The 17,194-nt window shown below is 35.6% G+C and carries 14 protein-coding genes, 4 tRNA genes and 1 pseudogene; 4 read left to right on the forward strand and 15 right to left on the reverse strand.

Features of this window, described 5'->3' with window-relative positions; all coding sequences use genetic code 11:
* Nucleotides 1–39 precede the first annotated feature (39 nt).
* The 6 genes from U9966_RS06195 to alr all read right to left on the reverse strand — a co-directional run bounded on the left by U9966_RS06195 (nucleotide 40) and on the right by alr (nucleotide 7,313).
* Nucleotides 40–747, reverse strand: coding sequence for a ribonuclease T2 family protein (locus U9966_RS06195; protein ID WP_306347425.1), 708 nt, complete (start codon nucleotides 745–747; stop codon nucleotides 40–42).
* A gap of 19 nt (nucleotides 748–766) precedes the next feature.
* Nucleotides 767–1,027: a YfhL family 4Fe-4S dicluster ferredoxin gene (locus U9966_RS06200; RefSeq protein ID WP_211598802.1), complete on the reverse strand. Its 261-nt coding sequence runs from the start codon at nucleotides 1,025–1,027 to the stop codon at nucleotides 767–769.
* A 33-nt stretch (nucleotides 1,028–1,060) separates the two neighbouring features.
* Complete coding sequence (gene pssA / locus U9966_RS06205; protein WP_306347426.1) at nucleotides 1,061–2,434, reverse strand: CDP-diacylglycerol--serine O-phosphatidyltransferase; 1,374 nt, start codon at nucleotides 2,432–2,434, stop codon at nucleotides 1,061–1,063.
* A 118-nt stretch (nucleotides 2,435–2,552) separates the two neighbouring features.
* Entirely contained in the window at nucleotides 2,553–5,360 is a 2,808-nt protein-coding gene (gene ileS / locus U9966_RS06210; protein WP_306347427.1) for an isoleucine--tRNA ligase, read from the reverse strand.
* 154 nt (nucleotides 5,361–5,514) lie between these two features.
* Nucleotides 5,515–6,225 carry a DNA repair protein RecO gene (gene recO / locus U9966_RS06215; protein ID WP_306347428.1) on the reverse strand — a complete coding sequence of 237 codons (711 nt, stop codon included), beginning with the start codon at nucleotides 6,223–6,225 and terminating at the stop codon, nucleotides 5,515–5,517.
* Nucleotides 6,225–7,313 (reverse strand): alanine racemase, encoded by a 1,089-nt coding sequence (alr, locus tag U9966_RS06220; RefSeq protein ID WP_306347429.1) that lies wholly within the window; start codon nucleotides 7,311–7,313, stop codon nucleotides 6,225–6,227. Before alr ends, recO begins: the two co-directional genes overlap by 1 nt.
* Nucleotides 7,314–7,505: 192 nt before the next feature.
* Here alr and asd point away from each other — a divergent pair, with 192 nt between their 5' ends.
* The 4 genes and pseudogenes from asd to parC all read left to right on the forward strand — a co-directional run bounded on the left by asd (nucleotide 7,506) and on the right by parC (nucleotide 13,719).
* On the forward strand, nucleotides 7,506–8,615 hold the full coding sequence (asd, locus tag U9966_RS06225; protein WP_306347430.1) for an aspartate-semialdehyde dehydrogenase: 1,110 nt from the start codon (nucleotides 7,506–7,508) through the stop codon (nucleotides 8,613–8,615).
* A gap of 474 nt (nucleotides 8,616–9,089) precedes the next feature.
* A complete protein-coding gene (locus tag U9966_RS06230) occupies nucleotides 9,090–11,072 on the forward strand; it encodes an exoribonuclease II (RefSeq protein ID WP_306347431.1) in 1,983 nt (660 codons plus the stop codon).
* Nucleotides 11,073–11,291: 219 nt separating this feature from the next.
* Nucleotides 11,292–11,375: pseudogene (locus U9966_RS10245) on the forward strand (MutS N-terminal domain-containing protein); the annotation flags it as partial.
* A 94-nt stretch (nucleotides 11,376–11,469) separates the two neighbouring features.
* A complete protein-coding gene (parC, locus tag U9966_RS06235; RefSeq protein ID WP_306347432.1) occupies nucleotides 11,470–13,719 on the forward strand; it encodes a DNA topoisomerase IV subunit A in 2,250 nt (749 codons plus the stop codon).
* 179 nt (nucleotides 13,720–13,898) lie between these two features.
* Here the strand turns inward: parC and U9966_RS06240 are convergent.
* The 9 genes from U9966_RS06240 to recX form a co-directional block, all read right to left on the reverse strand.
* Nucleotides 13,899–13,973, reverse strand: a tRNA-Gln gene (locus tag U9966_RS06240).
* A gap of 56 nt (nucleotides 13,974–14,029) precedes the next feature.
* A tRNA-Gln gene (locus tag U9966_RS06245) sits at nucleotides 14,030–14,104 on the reverse strand.
* A 28-nt stretch (nucleotides 14,105–14,132) separates the two neighbouring features.
* A tRNA-Leu gene (locus U9966_RS06250) sits at nucleotides 14,133–14,217 on the reverse strand.
* Nucleotides 14,218–14,235: 18 nt separating this feature from the next.
* Nucleotides 14,236–14,312: transfer RNA gene (locus tag U9966_RS06255), tRNA-Met, on the reverse strand.
* 164 nt (nucleotides 14,313–14,476) lie between these two features.
* Nucleotides 14,477–15,295 carry a shikimate dehydrogenase gene (gene aroE / locus U9966_RS06260; protein WP_306347433.1) on the reverse strand — a complete coding sequence of 273 codons (819 nt, stop codon included), beginning with the start codon at nucleotides 15,293–15,295 and terminating at the stop codon, nucleotides 14,477–14,479.
* Nucleotides 15,296–15,298: 3 nt separating this feature from the next.
* Nucleotides 15,299–15,853, reverse strand: a complete 555-nt coding sequence (tsaC, locus tag U9966_RS06265) for an L-threonylcarbamoyladenylate synthase type 1 TsaC (RefSeq protein ID WP_306347434.1) — start codon at nucleotides 15,851–15,853, stop codon at nucleotides 15,299–15,301.
* Entirely contained in the window at nucleotides 15,853–16,380 is a 528-nt protein-coding gene (locus tag U9966_RS06270; RefSeq protein WP_306347435.1) for a DNA topoisomerase family protein, read from the reverse strand. The genes tsaC and U9966_RS06270 overlap by 1 nt, the downstream gene beginning before the upstream one ends.
* Before the next feature lie 11 nt (nucleotides 16,381–16,391).
* The gene (yqfB, locus tag U9966_RS06275) at nucleotides 16,392–16,697 is read right to left on the reverse strand and encodes a N(4)-acetylcytidine aminohydrolase (protein WP_306347436.1); all 306 of its coding nucleotides are present in this window, start codon (nucleotides 16,695–16,697) and stop codon (nucleotides 16,392–16,394) included.
* Nucleotides 16,690–17,133, reverse strand: a complete 444-nt coding sequence (gene recX, locus U9966_RS06280) for a recombination regulator RecX (RefSeq protein WP_306347437.1) — start codon at nucleotides 17,131–17,133, stop codon at nucleotides 16,690–16,692. Before recX ends, yqfB begins: the two co-directional genes overlap by 8 nt.
* Nucleotides 17,134–17,194 lie beyond the last annotated feature (61 nt).

The raw sequence follows: 17,194 nt of genomic DNA on the forward strand, positions 1-17,194 counted from the left end.
TAAAAATGCCCATCCTAAAGATAGGTGATTACAATATATTTAATGATGCTTAGGGCAGTTTATTGGTCGCCATTTTTTATTGTAGCAAATATAAAGTTCATTACGAGATGCACCTAAATAGACATTTCTTAATTTGGGATTATTATCACGCATCCAACGGAATAAGGCTTTACGATTTAATTTTTTATTAGGTAATTTTAAATCGTTATACAATGCTCTTTGCATATTGAAGTAATCTTGTGGTTGTTTAAATGCACAAGCACCGTGTTTTTCCCATTCGCCTTGCAATAAAGGTTTTCCAGGTGCTTCTCGCATATATTTTTCAATAATACGCTCATCAACTGGCGGTAAATCTCCTTGACAGAAACGAGGATGCTGATCAATTTGACGAGCTGAACGATTTTGAGGCCATAATCCGTGAATAACCCAACCAAATTTATGAGGGTTCGCACATTGATATTGTAAACTTCTTGGTAGATTTCCCTGTGTTGATTTTTTCTTATATTCACAAAAACCGGGTGACCAAGAAAGAGCTAGCATATAATAATCAACAGATACTTTATTCTGCCCATATTTATCTCGGCGCATATCTGTATCATAATCCAAATGTTGATTTGAATATTGGGTGGTTTTTGTTTGATTATTGTGTTGAGATTTTGCTGACACAGTTTCTTTACTTGAAAATAACATAATCCCTGCTCCAATCACAAGAGAAACGACACTTGTTACTAATTTTTTCTTATTCATTTTATTTCCTTACGCCGAGTTAAATTTCATTAAAATGATGAATCATCACAAAGCGTTCCCATAATTGCTCTTGTGTTTCTTCATTATCGGGATCTTTTTTTATGCAATTTGAAATAGGACAAACCTTTTGACAGGTGGGTATTTCATAATGACCGACACACTCTGTACAGAGTGCAGGATCAATAACATAAATTTCATCGCCCATTGAGATTGCCTGATTGGGACATTCAGGCTCGCACATATCACAGTTAGTACATTTTGTTGTTATCAATAATGCCATAAAATTTGTAAATTTTTGATTTGATGTGACCGCTTAAAGTAGCATTTTAATTACTTTATCTAATTTAATACGACCAAATCGTTTTAAAACTTTACGTACATCTTTAGGGTAATCTTGCACTATTTCCAAATCTGTATAATGTTTTAAAATTTGTGTATGTTCTCGAATTTTTGTCAATTCTTGAACGGCTTTTGGTTTTAATTCCTCTTTTGGATCTGAAATTAATACCGCATTTTCGGCATCTAATCGCCAAGCTCTTGGGTTTAAATTATTTCCTGTTAATAAAATATATTGATGATCAATCCACACGCCTTTAAGGTGATAAGTATTTTCCTCATTTTTCCATAAACGAATAATTAATTGCCCATTATCAATGTAGCGTTGATGACGCTTACAAAAAGCACGTAAGTTCTTTTCATAAAGATAAGGTAATGCAGAAGCTAGAGTGAATTTCTCTTCAGGCTTAGTATAAAAATCATTGGCTGTTTTGTCTCCCACTACAATCTCAATCTGTTTACCTGCTTTTAATAACCACGCAATACGATTTCTAATAGTAATTGGGAAATTAAAATAAGGAGTACAAATTGTTAATTTTTGTTCTGTTAAACAAAATAGAGCTTCAATGGTTTTATTTAATTGATTTTTTTTACGTTTTAACCCCAATAGCAAAGATATACCTAACCCCAATCCCTCTTCTTGATAAGGTTTTGAAAGTTGGTACTGCTGATGACTTAAATATTTACGGAATGCTTTTATTTGAGGGCGAATTTCGGTGGTTTTTCTTCGTTCTAATACATCTAAACGATTTACAGCTTCTTGGCTTAAAATATGTTCATTAGTAAAATGAACAATTGAATCGGTTAAGGCTTGATTTTTAATTTGGTGATAACGATCGCAACGATATTTATCTAATTGATGTAAATAAACATTATTAATACTCGCACCACTATATAGCAGGGTATCATCAAAGACTAAACCTTTTAAATGCAATACACCGAACAGTTCTCTACCATTTATCGGTACGCCATAAAAAGGAATTTCATTTTGTTTATCATTGGCATATTTCTGGTGCATTTCATAATACCAGTCAGCATTACTTCCTGCTTCTTTTTCACCTATTCGTCCTCGTTGAGCACGGTGCCAATCAACCAGTACTTTGATATCTAATTCAGGACGAGATAATTTTGCTTGATAAAGTGCGTCTAAAATCTCTTGACCTGCTTCATCTTTTTCCCAGTAGAGGGAGGTAATATAAATTCGCTCTTTTGCTTGATGAATTAAATTTAGAATATGCTGTTTAAATTGAGGGGTTTCTAATAGAAACTCAATGTTTTCAGCCTTTGTTGGTATGTAATCTAAATTTTTTACGTGAGATCTTGCCTTGTTTATTTTCAATGACGTAAGCATTTTTCTCTCCAATAAATCATTATATATTTGTAAAATTTTTATCAAATGTGACCGCTTGTATCTATTAAAATATGTAAAGACGTAGCACACTACGTCTTTACAATAATTATCAGTTTTATTACGCAAAATGACGTTGTTCGCCTGCACCCGCTACGTTTTCTACACAACGACCACAAATCGCACTGTGTTCTGCGTGTGAGCCGATATCTGTTGAAAAATGCCAGCAACGTGGACATTTTTCACCTTCGGCACGTTCCACTTTCACGGCTAAGCCATCTAATTCACCGACTTGGACATCAGCTTCAGCAAGAGGTTTCAAAATTACTTGTGATGTAATTAACACAAAACGTAACTCATTGCGTAGTTTTTCCAATGACTCTTGAAGCCCTTTATTTACATAAAGGGTCACTTTGGCTTCTAATGCACCACCAATCACTTTATCATTACGAGCTTGTTCTAATACTCGGTTTACTTCTGTTCGTACGGCTAAAAGCTGTTGCCAGTAAGCATTATCCAACTGATCTGCTTCATCTAAACCAAATAAACCTGTGTAAAATTCTTCGGTAAACACAAATTCCGCACGCTCAATTTCAGGTAAACAATTCCAAATTTCGTCCGCTGTGAATGAAAGAATTGGAGCAATCCAACGAACCAATGCCTCTGAAATGTGCCATAACGCTGTTTGACAGCTACGACGAGCAATGCTGTCCGCTTTAGTTGTATATTGACGGTCTTTGATAATATCTAAATAGAACGATCCCATTTCGATTGAACAGAAACGCATTAAACGTTGTACCACCGTATGGAATTGGTAATTATCATAAGCTTCAATAATTTCTTTCTGTGCGTCTAATGCACAGCTTACCGCCCAACGGTCAAGGCTGATCATCTCTTCTGGTTTCACACAATCTGTTTTTGGATCAAAACCATTTAAATTTGCTAATAAGAAGCGTGACGTATTACGAATACGACGATATGAATCTGCTGAACGTTTTAAGATTTCATCAGATACTGTCATTTCGCCCGTGTAATCCGTTGAAGCCACCCATAAACGTAAGATATCGCCACCAAATTTATCCATTACTTCTTGTGGTGTCACGATATTTCCGATCGATTTAGACATTTTACGTCCTTGGCCGTCCACCGTGAAACCGTGCGTTAATACTTGTTTATATGGTGCTTTATTGTCTGTTGAACAAGAAAGCATTAACGATGACATAAACCAACCACGATGTTGATCCGATCCTTCTAAGTAAAGATCGATCTCGTTACCGTTAAATTCAGCACGATTTTGAACGATAGATGAGTAAGTTGATCCTGAGTCAAACCATACATCTAAGGTATCTTTTACTGCACGGTAATTTTGAGCATCGTCTTCGCCTAATAATTCTTTTGGATCTAAATCCCACCACGCTTGAATTCCGTCTTTTTCAACACGTTTCGCTACTTCTTCGATCAACTCAACTGTGCGTGGATGCAATTCTTCGGTTTCATTGTGAATAAATAAAGTAACTGGCACGCCCCAAGTACGCTGACGAGAGATACACCAGTCAGGACGGTTCTCAACCATTTTTTCGATACGAGCTTGACCCCAATCTGGAATCCAACGTACATTTTTGATTTCGCCTAAGGCTAATTTACGCAAGCCCTGTGTTTCCATTCCCACGAACCATTGCGGTGTCGCACGGAAGATAATCGGTGTTTTGTGTCTCCAACAGTGTGGGTAGCTATGACGAATTTTTTTCATTTTCATCAACGCACCCGTTTCGTCTAATTTGGTTAATACCGCACCGTTTGATTCAAATACGCCTAAGCCTGCAAAAAATTCAGTGCTAGGGATAAATTTACCGTCATTACCCACTAAGCCTGCCATTTCAATGTTGTATTGACGAGCAATCACATAGTCATCTTGACCGTGATCAGGAGCAGTATGTACTAAACCCGTACCGCCGTCAGTGGTAACGTGATCGCCTAAAATAAATGGCACATCAAAGGCATAGAATGGGTGGTTAAAGCGTAATAATTCTAATTCTTTACCTTTTGCTGAACCTAGTACTTGATACTCTTCAACACCGACTTCTTTTGCGACTTCTTCAACTAATTCAGCCGCTAAAATTACACGCTCATCGCCGAATTGTACTAATTGATATTCTAACTCTGCACTTAATGCAATCGCACGGTTAGATGGCATTGTCCAAGGGGTGGTTGTCCAAATAACCGCTGAAATTTTACCTTCGCCCTTAGCATTAAATTTTTGTTCGATTTCTTGCTCGTTTACCGCACTGAAACGCACATAAATTGACGGAGAGGTTTTATCTTCATACTCAACTTCTGCTTCTGCTAATGATGAACCACAATCTAAACACCAGTGAACTGGTTTTGAACCTTTATATAAGTGACCATTTGCCACCATTTTTCCGAATGCACGAATAATATTTGCTTCGGTGTCAAAATTCATTGTTAGATAAGGATTATCCCAATCCCCTAATACACCTAAACGAATAAAATCTTTTTTCTGACCTTCAATTTGTTCAGTTGCATATTTACGACATTCTTTACGAAACTCTGCAGCAGAAAGTTTCTGATTTGGTTTACCTACAATACCTTCTACCTTTAATTCAATCGGTAAGCCGTGACAATCCCAACCTGGAATGTAAGGCGAATCAAAACCTAACGCGGTTTTGGATTTAATAATCATATCTTTTAAAATTTTATTTACGGCGTGTCCGATATGGATATTACCGTTCGCATAAGGAGGGCCATCGTGCAAAATAAAGCTTTTTTTACCTTTCGCTGACTCGCGAATTTTTTGATATAAACCTTTGTCATACCAGTTTTTCAACATTTCAGGTTCACGCTTAGCAAGATTGCCACGCATTGGAAAGCCTGTTTCAGGCAAATTTAAAGTATTTTTATAATCAGTCATTGTGTTTTCCTGTAGATATAAAATTTAAAAAGTTAAAATTGATCTGACCATTGTAAAGAAGAATGGAATAAAAATCTATATCTTGCAGAATTTTATTCGTATTAAAAGATTGATTTTGCAATACTTTAGAAAAATAATAATTTTAAAATTTTCACTATTTTTTTATGATTTGTTGAAATAATTCTCTACTTTTCAGAGGACCAGAACCTAAAAAGGCTTTTAGTGTGGTTCGAGTGAAATATTTTGCAGCTTGTCGAGTGGATTGCTCACTAAAATCAAGTTGATTAAATGCTAATAAATCTTTGCCTAGATAACTTTGATTATTTTGTAATAATGAGGCAATAAAGCCTTTTTTTTCTTGAAATTGATAGCTCATCGTTGGTTCTATCGGTTTACCTGTTGCAGCACAATGACTAAAGCTCACTTCATATCCTAACGCTTTTAAAAGTTGAAATTCAAAAGTACGTAAAGTCGCTTCAATTTGTTGAGGTTGTACTGCTAGCTGAGTAATACAACTTAAATAATGCTGAAATAATTCAGGGTAAGCGGTATGATTTTCTAAGGTTTTTACCAAAATTTCATTAACATAAAAGCCACTATATAAAGCCATTGTTTGCATTGGTAAACTCAATGAGGCGGGTTCTGCTTTGGTTAATGTTTTCAGTTCCCCTTTGCCACTCCAACGCAATAATAAAGGAGTGAAAGGTTGTAATACGGATTTTAATGGTGAACGTACTCGTCTTGCGCCTTTGGCTAATAAGGTAATACGTCCACTATGCTCAGTAAAAAAATCAACCAATAAACTACTTTCGCTATATTCTCTACGATGTAAGACAAACCCACGTTGCCAATTTTCAATACTCATTACGCTTTATACTCAATATCTACTCGTGGGGTAATTTGAGTCACCAATTCATAATTAATCACACCAATCGCTTTTGCAACTTCTTCAATGGGTAATTCTTCGCCCCATAAAATAACTTTATCTCCCATTTTGTCGGTACTATCAATGCCTAAATCTACGGTAAGCATATCCATTGAAACTCGCCCCACAATAGGTACTTTACGACCATTCACCCAAACTGGTGTTCCATAAGGTGCATTGCGAGGGTAACCATCTCCATAACCAATGGCAACTACACCAAGTTTTGTATCTTTTTCACTGACCCAATAGTTACCATAGCCTACTGGCTCACCCGCACGGTGTTTTCTCACCGCAATCAGTGTCGAGGAAAGGGTCATTGTTGGTTGAAAACCGAGTTCTTTAATAGGGGTATAGTTAGGTGAAATCCCCTGTTGAATAATTCCAGCTCGGATCCAATCATAATGGGATTGTGACCAATATAAAATCCCCCCTGATGCTGCCATACTGCGTTCATTGGTATAACCTTCAGTCGCTTTTTCAAAACAACAAATTTGTTTTTTAGAATAATCATTTTCAGGTTCATCAGCACAACTGAAATGAGAAATAAAACGAATTTGACCTACAAATTCACATTTCTCTAAACGTTGAAAGGCGTTATCGACATCTTCAGGTTGAAAACCTAAACGGTGCATTCCTGTATCAATTTTTATCCAAACATTAATAGGAAGCGGTATGATTTTATTTACTTTTTGCAAATTTTCAATCATCTCAATTTGTTCAAAATTATGAACTACTGTATCTAAATTTTTTTTAACAACTTGTTGTAATTCTCTTTCATTAAAAAATCCTTCTAATAATAAAACCGTACCTTGATAATCAAGTTGACGAATAGTCATTGCCTCAGAAATACGTGCGACAGCAAAAGCATCAACTTTATTTTTTAAAGTGTTAATTAAATGAGGAATAGTTTGACCATAACCATTCGCTTTAATGACGGAACAAAGCTTACTGTTTGGTGCTAAGCTTTTGATACGTTTTATATTATTATGCAATGCTGTTGTATTAAGCGTAAGTATTGCGGATTTCATTTATCATTCCATTTGTGTATTTTTAGAATTTGGGTTAGATAAAGAATTATACTTCAAAATAAAATTTTATAGAAATACAAACCAAACTAAATAAGATTTTTATTGTAAATAACATAAGAGTATTGTTTTTAATCAAAAATCTTATACAATCGAAAGTTGCAAACACAATAAAAAATTTAAGGAGTATAACAAATGCAAAATGTGGGTTTAGTTGGTTGGCGTGGAATGGTTGGCTCGGTGTTAATGGATAGAATGGAACAAGAGCAAGATTTTGCTCGCTTTAATCCTATTTATTTCACGACATCACAAGCGGGGCAATCCGCTCCAGAATTTGGTGGTAAACAAGCTGGTCAATTAAAAAATGCCTTTGATATTGAAGAATTAAAAAAATTAGATATTGTTGTCACTTGTCAAGGAGGGGATTACACTTCAGAAATTTATCCTAAATTACGTGCAACAGGTTGGAATGGCTATTGGATTGATGCGGCTTCAACATTGCGAATGAAAGAGGAAGCAATTATTGTTCTTGATCCTGTCAATCAAAAAGTGATCGATGAAGGAGTTAACAAAGGGGTGAAAACCTTTGTGGGCGGAAATTGTACCGTAAGTTTAATGTTGATGGCATTAGGTGGTTTATTTGAAAAAGATTTAGTGGAATGGGTCTCTGTAGCAACTTATCAAGCGGCGAGTGGTGCAGGGGCTAAAAATATGCGTGAATTACTAACTCAAATGGGCGAATTAAAAAATGTCGTTTCAGATGAATTAGATAATCCAGCCAGTGCTATTTTAGATATTGAACGTAAAGTAACCGCAAGAATGCAACAAGATAGTTTCCCTACTGAGAACTTTGGTGCTCCTTTAGGTGGCAGTTTAATTCCGTGGATCGATGCTTTGTTAGATAATGGTCAAACTAAAGAAGAGTGGAAAGGCTATGTCGAAACCAATAAAATTCTAGGGTTAAGTGATGATCCAATTGCGATTGATGGCTTATGTGTGCGAATTGGTGCATTGCGTTGTCATAGTCAGGCTTTTACCATCAAAATGAAAAAAGATTTGCCATTAGCTGAAATTGAAGAAATTTTAGCAAGCCACAATGAATGGGTAAAAGTCATTCCAAATGAAAAAGAAGCAACCTTAAAAGAACTTACCCCAGCGAAAGTTACAGGAACGTTGAGCATTCCTGTAGGACGTTTACGTAAATTAAATATGGGTGGTGAGTATTTATCTGCTTTCACAGTCGGTGACCAATTATTATGGGGTGCCGCAGAGCCTGTGCGTAGAGTATTGATGCAGTTGGTTTAAAAAGTGTAAATGATGATGTTTAAGCGGTTAAAGAGACAGCATATTTTGAACTATTGATTTTTTTAGTAATCTTTCCCCCTCCCTAGCCCTCCCCCGCAAGCGGAGGAGGGAATTTTTAGTTTATGTAGCCATTCCTCCTAGTAAGCGGAGGAGCGAATTTTATCTTATGTAATCATTCCTCCCTCCGCTTGCGGGGGGAGGTTAGGAGGGGGGGAATGAACTTCAAGTCCAATCTTGCCTTGTTTAAGCGGTAACATTCTATTTAAAATTTGCAAATTTAATTACACCTCAACATTGAGGTGTTTTTTTATGCCAACGAATACAGTCAAAAATAGAGAAATATATTTTTTATTCTAATAGTGATAGAATTAGATCAATTAAGATAGTTGAGTTTTTATAAACATCAATTTTACCATTTGTAGAGACAAGGCATGCCTTGTCTTTTCGTTATATTATTATATTTAAAGGAAACTTATGTTCCAAGATAACCCTCTGTTAGCACAACTTAAACAACAAATGCACTCTAATAAAACTTTCGTTGAAGGTTTTGTAAAAGCCACTGATAAAAGCTATGGTTTTTTAGAATGCGATAAAAAAAGTTACTTTATCCCACCCCAAGAAATGAAAAAAGTAATGCACGGTGATAAAGTAAAAGCCTCTGTTGTCGTTGATGGTGAAAAGGAACGAGTAGATATTGAAGAGCTGATTGAACCTATGCTGACACGTTTTGTGGCAAGGGTTAAATTTAATCGTGAGGGGCGTTTACAACTTGCGGTCGATCATCCAAATATTAAACCGCTAATTTCTGCTAACGTAAACAATAAAAAAGTCACGCAAAAATTACAGGAAAATGACTGGGTTGTGGCAGAATTAAAAACACATCCTTTACGAGATGATCGTTTTTTATTTGCTCAAGTCACCCAATTTATTTGCGAAGCAGAAGATCATTATGCACCTTGGTGGGTGAGTCTTATTCGTCACGAACAACCCCGTGAAGCAGTAAAAGGGTTAGAAAGTTATGAGTTGCAAGATGAAATTGAACGTAAAGATTTAACGGATTTAAATTTTACCACGATTGATTCAGGAACAACCAAAGATATGGACGATGCGTTGTGTATTGAGCCAATCCTTGAAAATAACACTCAAACAGGATGGCGTTTAATGGTGGCGATTGCCGATCCAACTGCTTATATCCCACAAAATTCAAGCCTTGAAAAAGAAGCTCGCCAACGTTGTTTTACCAATTATTTACCGGGTTTTAATATTCCAATGCTACCTCGTGAACTTTCTGATGATTTATGTTCATTGGTTGCGGATGAAAAACGTCCTGCATTAGTGGGCGAAATTATTACTGATTTAGAAGGGAATGTCACAGCAGAAACCGTCTTTACCCTTGCGTGGGTGAAATCAAAAGCTAAATTGGCTTATGACAACGTATCTGATTATTTAGAACAGCAAGAAAATGCGTGGCAACCTGAAAATGAAGTGATTAAACAACAAATTGATTGGTTACACCAATTTACCCAAGCAAGAATGCAGTGGCGTGAAAAAAATGCCTTGATTTTCAAAGAGCAGGGTGATTATGCCTTTGAATTAAATGAGCAGGGAGATGTGGTTGATATTCATCTTGAACCTCGTCGCATAGCAAATCAAATGATTGAAGAAGCGATGATTATCGCCAATATTGAAGCGGGTAAATATTTAGAAAAAAATGCAAAAACAGGGATTTTCAACACCCATTTAGGTTTTGATCCTAAAAATTACAAACTTGCCAAAGAGTTTTTAATCGCCACCTTAGGTACGCCTGAAAACAGTGAAGAATTAGAAGCACGTTATAGTGTTGAGCGTTTAGCGACGCTTGAAGGTTATTGTGAAATGCGTCGTGATATTGACCAACACGATGAGAGCTTTTTAGAACTACGCTTACGCCGTTATCTCACTTTTGCAGAATTTAAAAATCAAGCTGCACCACATTTTGGTTTAGGGATTACCCATTATGCGACTTGGACATCACCAATCAGAAAATACGGCGATATGGTAAATCATCGTTTAATCAAACAAACACTAGCACAACAGCCGACACAACCTGTAGAAGAAGATATTTTGGCTCGTTTACAAGAAGCCCGTAAACAAAACCGAATGGTAGAGCGAGATATTTCAGATTGGTTATATGCCCGTTATCTTGAGCCAATGGTTGAGAAAAATATGGAATTTGATGCAGAAATCGTAGATGTTTCTCGTGGTGGATTACGTGTTAAAGTCATTGAAAATGGTGCAATGATTTTTGTGCCAAACTCCACATTGCATCCAAATAAAGATGAAATGAACTTCCGACAAGAAGAATTAGCTCTTTATATCAAAGATGAAAAAGCCTATCAAGTTGGACAGAGTGTTAAAGTAAAATTAACCCAAGTACGTATGGAAACCAGAAGTATTATTGGAAATATTGTGGAATAAATGATTTATAAAAATAAGCGGTTACATTCTAATAAAAATTTGCAAATTTAATCTACGATCGTAGAGGCAGGGTATGCCCTGTCTTATATGCTATCATAACGATCTAATTTTTCACATAATTTACAAAATAAAAAATATTAACCTATTGAATTAAATAGGTTTAATTATAAATTAATTCTCACAATGACAAATTTAGACACATCATACACCTGATGGAACAAATACCTCACATTAAAAGCAGAAGATCCTGAAGTACTATTATTTTATCGGATGGGGGATTTTTATGAGTTGTTCAGGGGTGATGATTTAATAAGTTGTCACTATATAAACAGAATTTACATTAAAAAATTGCTATACTTAGCCACAAAATTTCACTTTAAATTTACAGAAAAATAAAATGACAACAGAAATTAACTACGAAGGCATTGAACAAATGCCAATTAAACGCTTTACTGAAGAGGCGTATTTAAATTATTCAATGTATGTAATTATGGATCGTGCCTTACCTTTTATTGGTGACGGTCTAAAACCTGTGCAACGCCGTATTATATATGCGATGTCTGAATTAGGGCTAAATGCATCTGCAAAATATAAAAAATCAGCGAGAACAGTTGGGGATGTGTTAGGTAAATTCCACCCACACGGTGATAGTGCCTGTTATGAAGCAATGGTATTAATGGCACAGCCTTTTTCTTATCGTTATCCATTGGTTGATGGACAAGGAAACTGGGGAGCTCCAGATGATCCAAAATCTTTTGCTGCAATGCGTTATACGGAATCGAAATTATCTAAAATTTCAGAACTGTTATTAGGTGAATTAGGACAGGGAACCGTTGATTATCAACCAAATTTTGACGGTACCTTAGAAGAACCAAAATATTTACCTGCTCGTTTGCCACATATTTTATTAAATGGTACGACGGGGATAGCAGTCGGTATGGCAACTGATATTCCGCCTCATAATATTAATGAATTAGCAGAAGCCTGTGTGATGTTATTGGATAGTCCGAAATCAACCCTTGAGGATTTATTGACGGTGGTGCAAGGTCCTGATTATCCAACAAAAGCAGAAATTATTACACCTAAAGCTGACATCAAAAAAATATATGAGCAAGGACGTGGTTCAATAAAAATGCGAGCAGTATGGGAAAAAGAGGACGGTGAGATTGTGATTACTGGTATTCCTCATCAAGCTTCGCCTTCAAAAATTATTGAGCAGATCGCCAATCAAATGCGAAATAAGAAATTGCCAATGGTTGATGATATTCGTGATGAATCTGATCACCAAAATCCAATTCGTCTTGTGATCGTACCAAGATCAAATCGTGTTGATTTTGACGGTTTAATGGGGCATTTATTTGCGACCACAGATTTGGAAAAAAGCTATCGTGTGAATATGAATATGATTGGTTTAGACGGTAAACCCGCGGTTAAAAGTTTAGATACGATTTTAACTGAGTGGTTAGCATTCCGTCGAACTACGGTTACTCGCCGTTTAAATTATCGTTTGGATAAAATCTTAAAACGTTTGCATATTTTAGACGGTTTGTTAGTTGCTTATTTGAATATCGATGAAGTGATAGCCATTATTCGTAATGAAGATGAACCGAAAGTAGAGTTAATGAAACGCTTTAACTTAACGGATATTCAAGCAGAAGCAATTTTAAATTTACGTTTACGTAATTTAGCAAAATTGGAAGAGCACGAGTTACAATCTGAAAAATCAAAATTAGAAGAAGAGCGGGATCATTTACAGTTAATTTTAGGTTCAGAGCGACGTTTAAGTACCTTAATTAAAAAAGAAATTCAAGCAGATGCGAAAACTTTTGCAAGTCCTCGCCGTAGTCCTATTGTGGTACGTGAAGAAGCAAAAGCAATTTCAGAAAGTGATTTAGTACCAACTGAACCTGTGACGGTGATTTTATCAGAGCGAGGTTGGGTGCGTTGTGCAAAAGGACACGATATTGATGTACAGGGTTTAAACTATAAAGCAGGAGATGGTTATTTATCTCACGCTTATGGTAAGAGTAATCAACCTGTTGTCTTTATTGATAGCACTGGACGTTCTTATGCCGTTGATCCTTTGTCATTGCCATCAGCACGTTCTCAAGGTGAACCGATTACAGGAAAGATTACCTTGCCAGATGGTGCGGTTATTGAGCAAGTATTAATGGCTGGCCCCGAAACAAAAGTATTGATGACATCAGATTCTGGTTATGGTTTTATTTGTAAGTTTGAGGACTTAGTGTCTCGTAATAAAGCAGGTAAAGCGGTGATTTCCTTATCAGAAAATGCAAAAATGTTATCACCTCAACTAATTGAAAATGAAGAAGAATTATCGATAGTGGCAATGAGCAGTGTAGGGCGAATGCTGGTATTCCCATTAAGTGATTTACCAACGCTTTCAAAGGGTAAAGGAAATAAAATTATCAATATTTCTGCAAAAGCAGCGAAAGAGCGTAGTGAGTTATTAGCACGTGTATTATTAATTAAACCAACTAGCACCTTAGTATTTTTATCTGGTAAACGTAAGATTAAGTTAAAACCTGCAGATATTGATACTTATCGAGGAGAGCGTGCAAGAAAAGGCTCACAGCTTGTAAGAGGCTTGAGTGCTGATGTAGCCGTTGAGATTGTGGATGAATAATATGTAGTAGTGTAACGATATTGATTTAATTATTTGGTTAGAAAAAAGTGTGTTGTTAAAAGCAGCACGCTTTTTTATTTGCTTAAGTAATTGTCGAAAAGAGTAAATTAAGCGGTTAGATTCTTATAAGAATTTACAAATTATTTGAGTATAAAAGGCTGGATAACTTAGAAATAAAATGGCTGGGGTACTAGGATTCGAACCTAGGTATGCTGAGATCAAAACCCAGTGCCTTACCGCTTGGCGATACCCCAAAATGAAAAAAACTAACCAAAGTTAGCTTTACTTGAATCTTTTACTAAAATTAAGATGGCTGGGGTACTAGGATTCGAACCTAGGTATGCTGAGATCAAAACCCAGTGCCTTACCGCTTGGCGATACCCCAATAATCTTAAAAACACAAACCGAAAAAATGGTGCGGAAGGAGGGACTTGAACCCACACACCTCGCGGCGCCAGAACCTAAATCTGGTGCGTCTACCAATTTCGCCACTTCCGCAACTTGAAAATAAAAAAATGGTGGCTATGACGAGATTCGAACTTGTGACCCCAACATTATGAGTGTTGTGCTCTAACCAGCTGAGCTACATAGCCATTTTTTATTTTTAAATCACATTACCATATCGGCTTTGCGGGGTGTATTATGCTGATTTTGATAGAACTCGTCAAATACTTTTTTATTAAAAAAGGCTATTTTTTTATTGTTTGAATGTAAAATCAACAGTTTGTTTTTAAATCCACCATTGTAATAAAATTGTTCACTTTATTTCAGTTCTTAATTGCTTTAAAACAGGCTCTATTTGAGGCATTACTTTTTCCCATTTATAAAATGAATAAGCAGCTTGAGCAACTAACATTCCTAAACCATCTTGACAACAATTTGCACCATTTTGTTTTGCATAATTTAAAAAAGGCGTATTCATATTTGAAGCATATTGCATATCATAAACGTTAGTATTTTTAAAAAGGGTTTCGGGGATATTTATATGCTGTCCTGTTAGTCCTGCGGATGTAGCATTGATGATAAGATCAAAAGATTGATTATGTAATTCATCAAGAGTCGTACTATTAATTTCACCATATTTTGCAAATTTTTGAGATAATGTCACCGCTTTCTCACTGGTTCTATTATAAATTGTGATGTTTTGTTTTGCTGTTAGAAGAGGATATAGCACACCTTTTGTTGCACCTCCAGCTCCTAAAATAAGGATTTTCTGATTGGGTTGTAACCAATCTAGTCGAGTGAGATCGGTAACTAATCCAATGCCATCAGTATTATCTGCAACCAAAATGCCTTTATCCAAAATCGCTAAGGTATTGCAAGAACCTGCAATAAGGCAAGGAACACTATGTTCTTCTGCCACTTCCATCGCAAGTTCTTTAAATGGAGCAGTAACATTTGCTCCTTTTGTCCCTGGTTTTTTTAGAAAATTAAAAATTTGTGCTTTAAATTCCTCTTTATTTGTAGAGATAGCCGTGTATGAAATTTTTTTATTGGTTTGTTCCGCAAAAAGTTGATGAATTCTAGGTGATAGGCTATGTTCAATAGGATTTCCCCAAACAGCGTATTGGTTCATTATTTATCCTCGTCTAAAAATATATTGCGTAAAAATATCTCGAATTTCAGAAGGATTCGTTTTCCCTCCTGTTGGTGCATTTAAAATGGGAAATTGTTTACCAAATTGTTGTTGTACTTCATTAATTGTTCGGCAAGGTGGCATTTCTGATAAATTGGCACTGGTTGAAGTAATTGCACTTTGAGTCGCATTGCAAAGTTCAGAAATTGCAAAAAGTTTGCATAATCTTACCGCTATAGTATCAAATTTGCCTGTTAAATAGTGTGGAACACTTGATTTCGCAGGCATTATCCAAGTAATGGGTTGTTCATCTATATGATAAAAACGTTGCCATTCAATCTTGGTGAGTTTTGTTTCGTCAATATAAGGCACTAAAAATTTAGGATCAGAGGCAAGTAAAATTAATCCTTTTTCTTCTGGACGATTTTTTAATTTTAGTAATGCTCTAATAGCCTGTTCGCTGTTTGGATTACAACCTAAGCCAAAAACGGCTTCTGTAGGGTAGGCGATCACCTTATTTTGGTTAAATTGTTCAATAATTTGTTCAAAAGAGTACATTAATCTTCCTTGTTAAATAAGTACTGGCAATTTGTTTTTGCACAAAGGTACATTATCTGTCCCCGCTGTTTTTTTTCTATGACTAATTCACCACCGCATTGTGGACATTGTTTTAATATCGGTTTGCTAGGTAATGTGAATTTACATTGAGGAAAGCCAGAACAACCATAAAAAGTTTTACCTGCTCGTCCTTGTCGGGCAACTAATTTTTCTTTTTTACATTCAGGGCAATCAAATTCAATTTCTTGAGGTTCTTCGTGAACAGTAAAATGACAAGTCGGGTAGTGACTACATCCAATAAAAATACCATAATAACCCTGTTTTAACTGTAAAGGGTGATTACATTCAGGACAAAGTTCTTCTAGTGTTTTAATAATATGATTGCTTTGATGTAATGGTTTTAAATAATCACAGTTAGGGTAAGTAGAGCAACCTAAGAATAATCCTTGCTTGCCTTTTTTTATGTGTAAAGGAGCATTGCACTGAGGACAAAGTTCGGTCTGTTTTTTAGGTTCAAAAAGGCTCATCTTAATTTAAGTTAGAGTAATTTATATTTGATAACAAAAAATTGATTATCGTTTGGATAAATATCTTGAATAACTGATTTTAGTTGCTCTAATGTCATATTTTCTTGAATAGCGTGTTCTTCATTCAATTGTTCAAATAAAACAGGGGTTACTGAAATAACTTGAATTTTTGCAAAAAAACGATCTGTTTCGTTGGTAAAAACATCTAATATTTGATCTGGTTCAAAATAAGATTCTGATTTGTCTCGAATAGTAATGGTTTTCTTACCACTTAGGATATCTTGTTCAAATCGGCTAAAAAAAGTAATTTTATTCATTGTAATCTCCATTGATTAAGTCATTAAAATATTCAATATCAAAGCCACGTCCTAACATAAAACGCCACATTTTGTGTTTTGCTTTTAAATCCCAATGTAATGGTTTTTTCTTATTAAATACATTCTTTGCTAAGTTATACCAATCAATTTCACTTTCGGCAAGTTTTTGGGTAATAATTTTATTTTCTACACCTTTAAGTTGAAGTTCCTGTTGAATTTTCTTTGCACCAAAACCAGCTGAAGAGCGATAACGAATATAACTTTCACAAAAACGTTGATCACTTTGCCAATGATGGGTTTGAGCTTCAAATATCGCTTGTTCTATTTCATTCTCAGAATAGGATTTTTGTCTCATTTTGAGACGTAATTCTTGTTCGCTATAATCACGACGAGAAAGAAGATAAACAAGATATTGAATAGCTGTGTATTTTGACATAAATTACTTTAAGGTAGATGGCTCTTTCCCTCATAAAAATTGAGTGAGGGAAAGAGAGGAT

Source organism: Pasteurella atlantica, from assembly GCF_963693435.1.
Taxonomy (GTDB): Bacteria; Pseudomonadota; Gammaproteobacteria; order Enterobacterales; family Pasteurellaceae; genus Phocoenobacter; species Phocoenobacter atlanticus.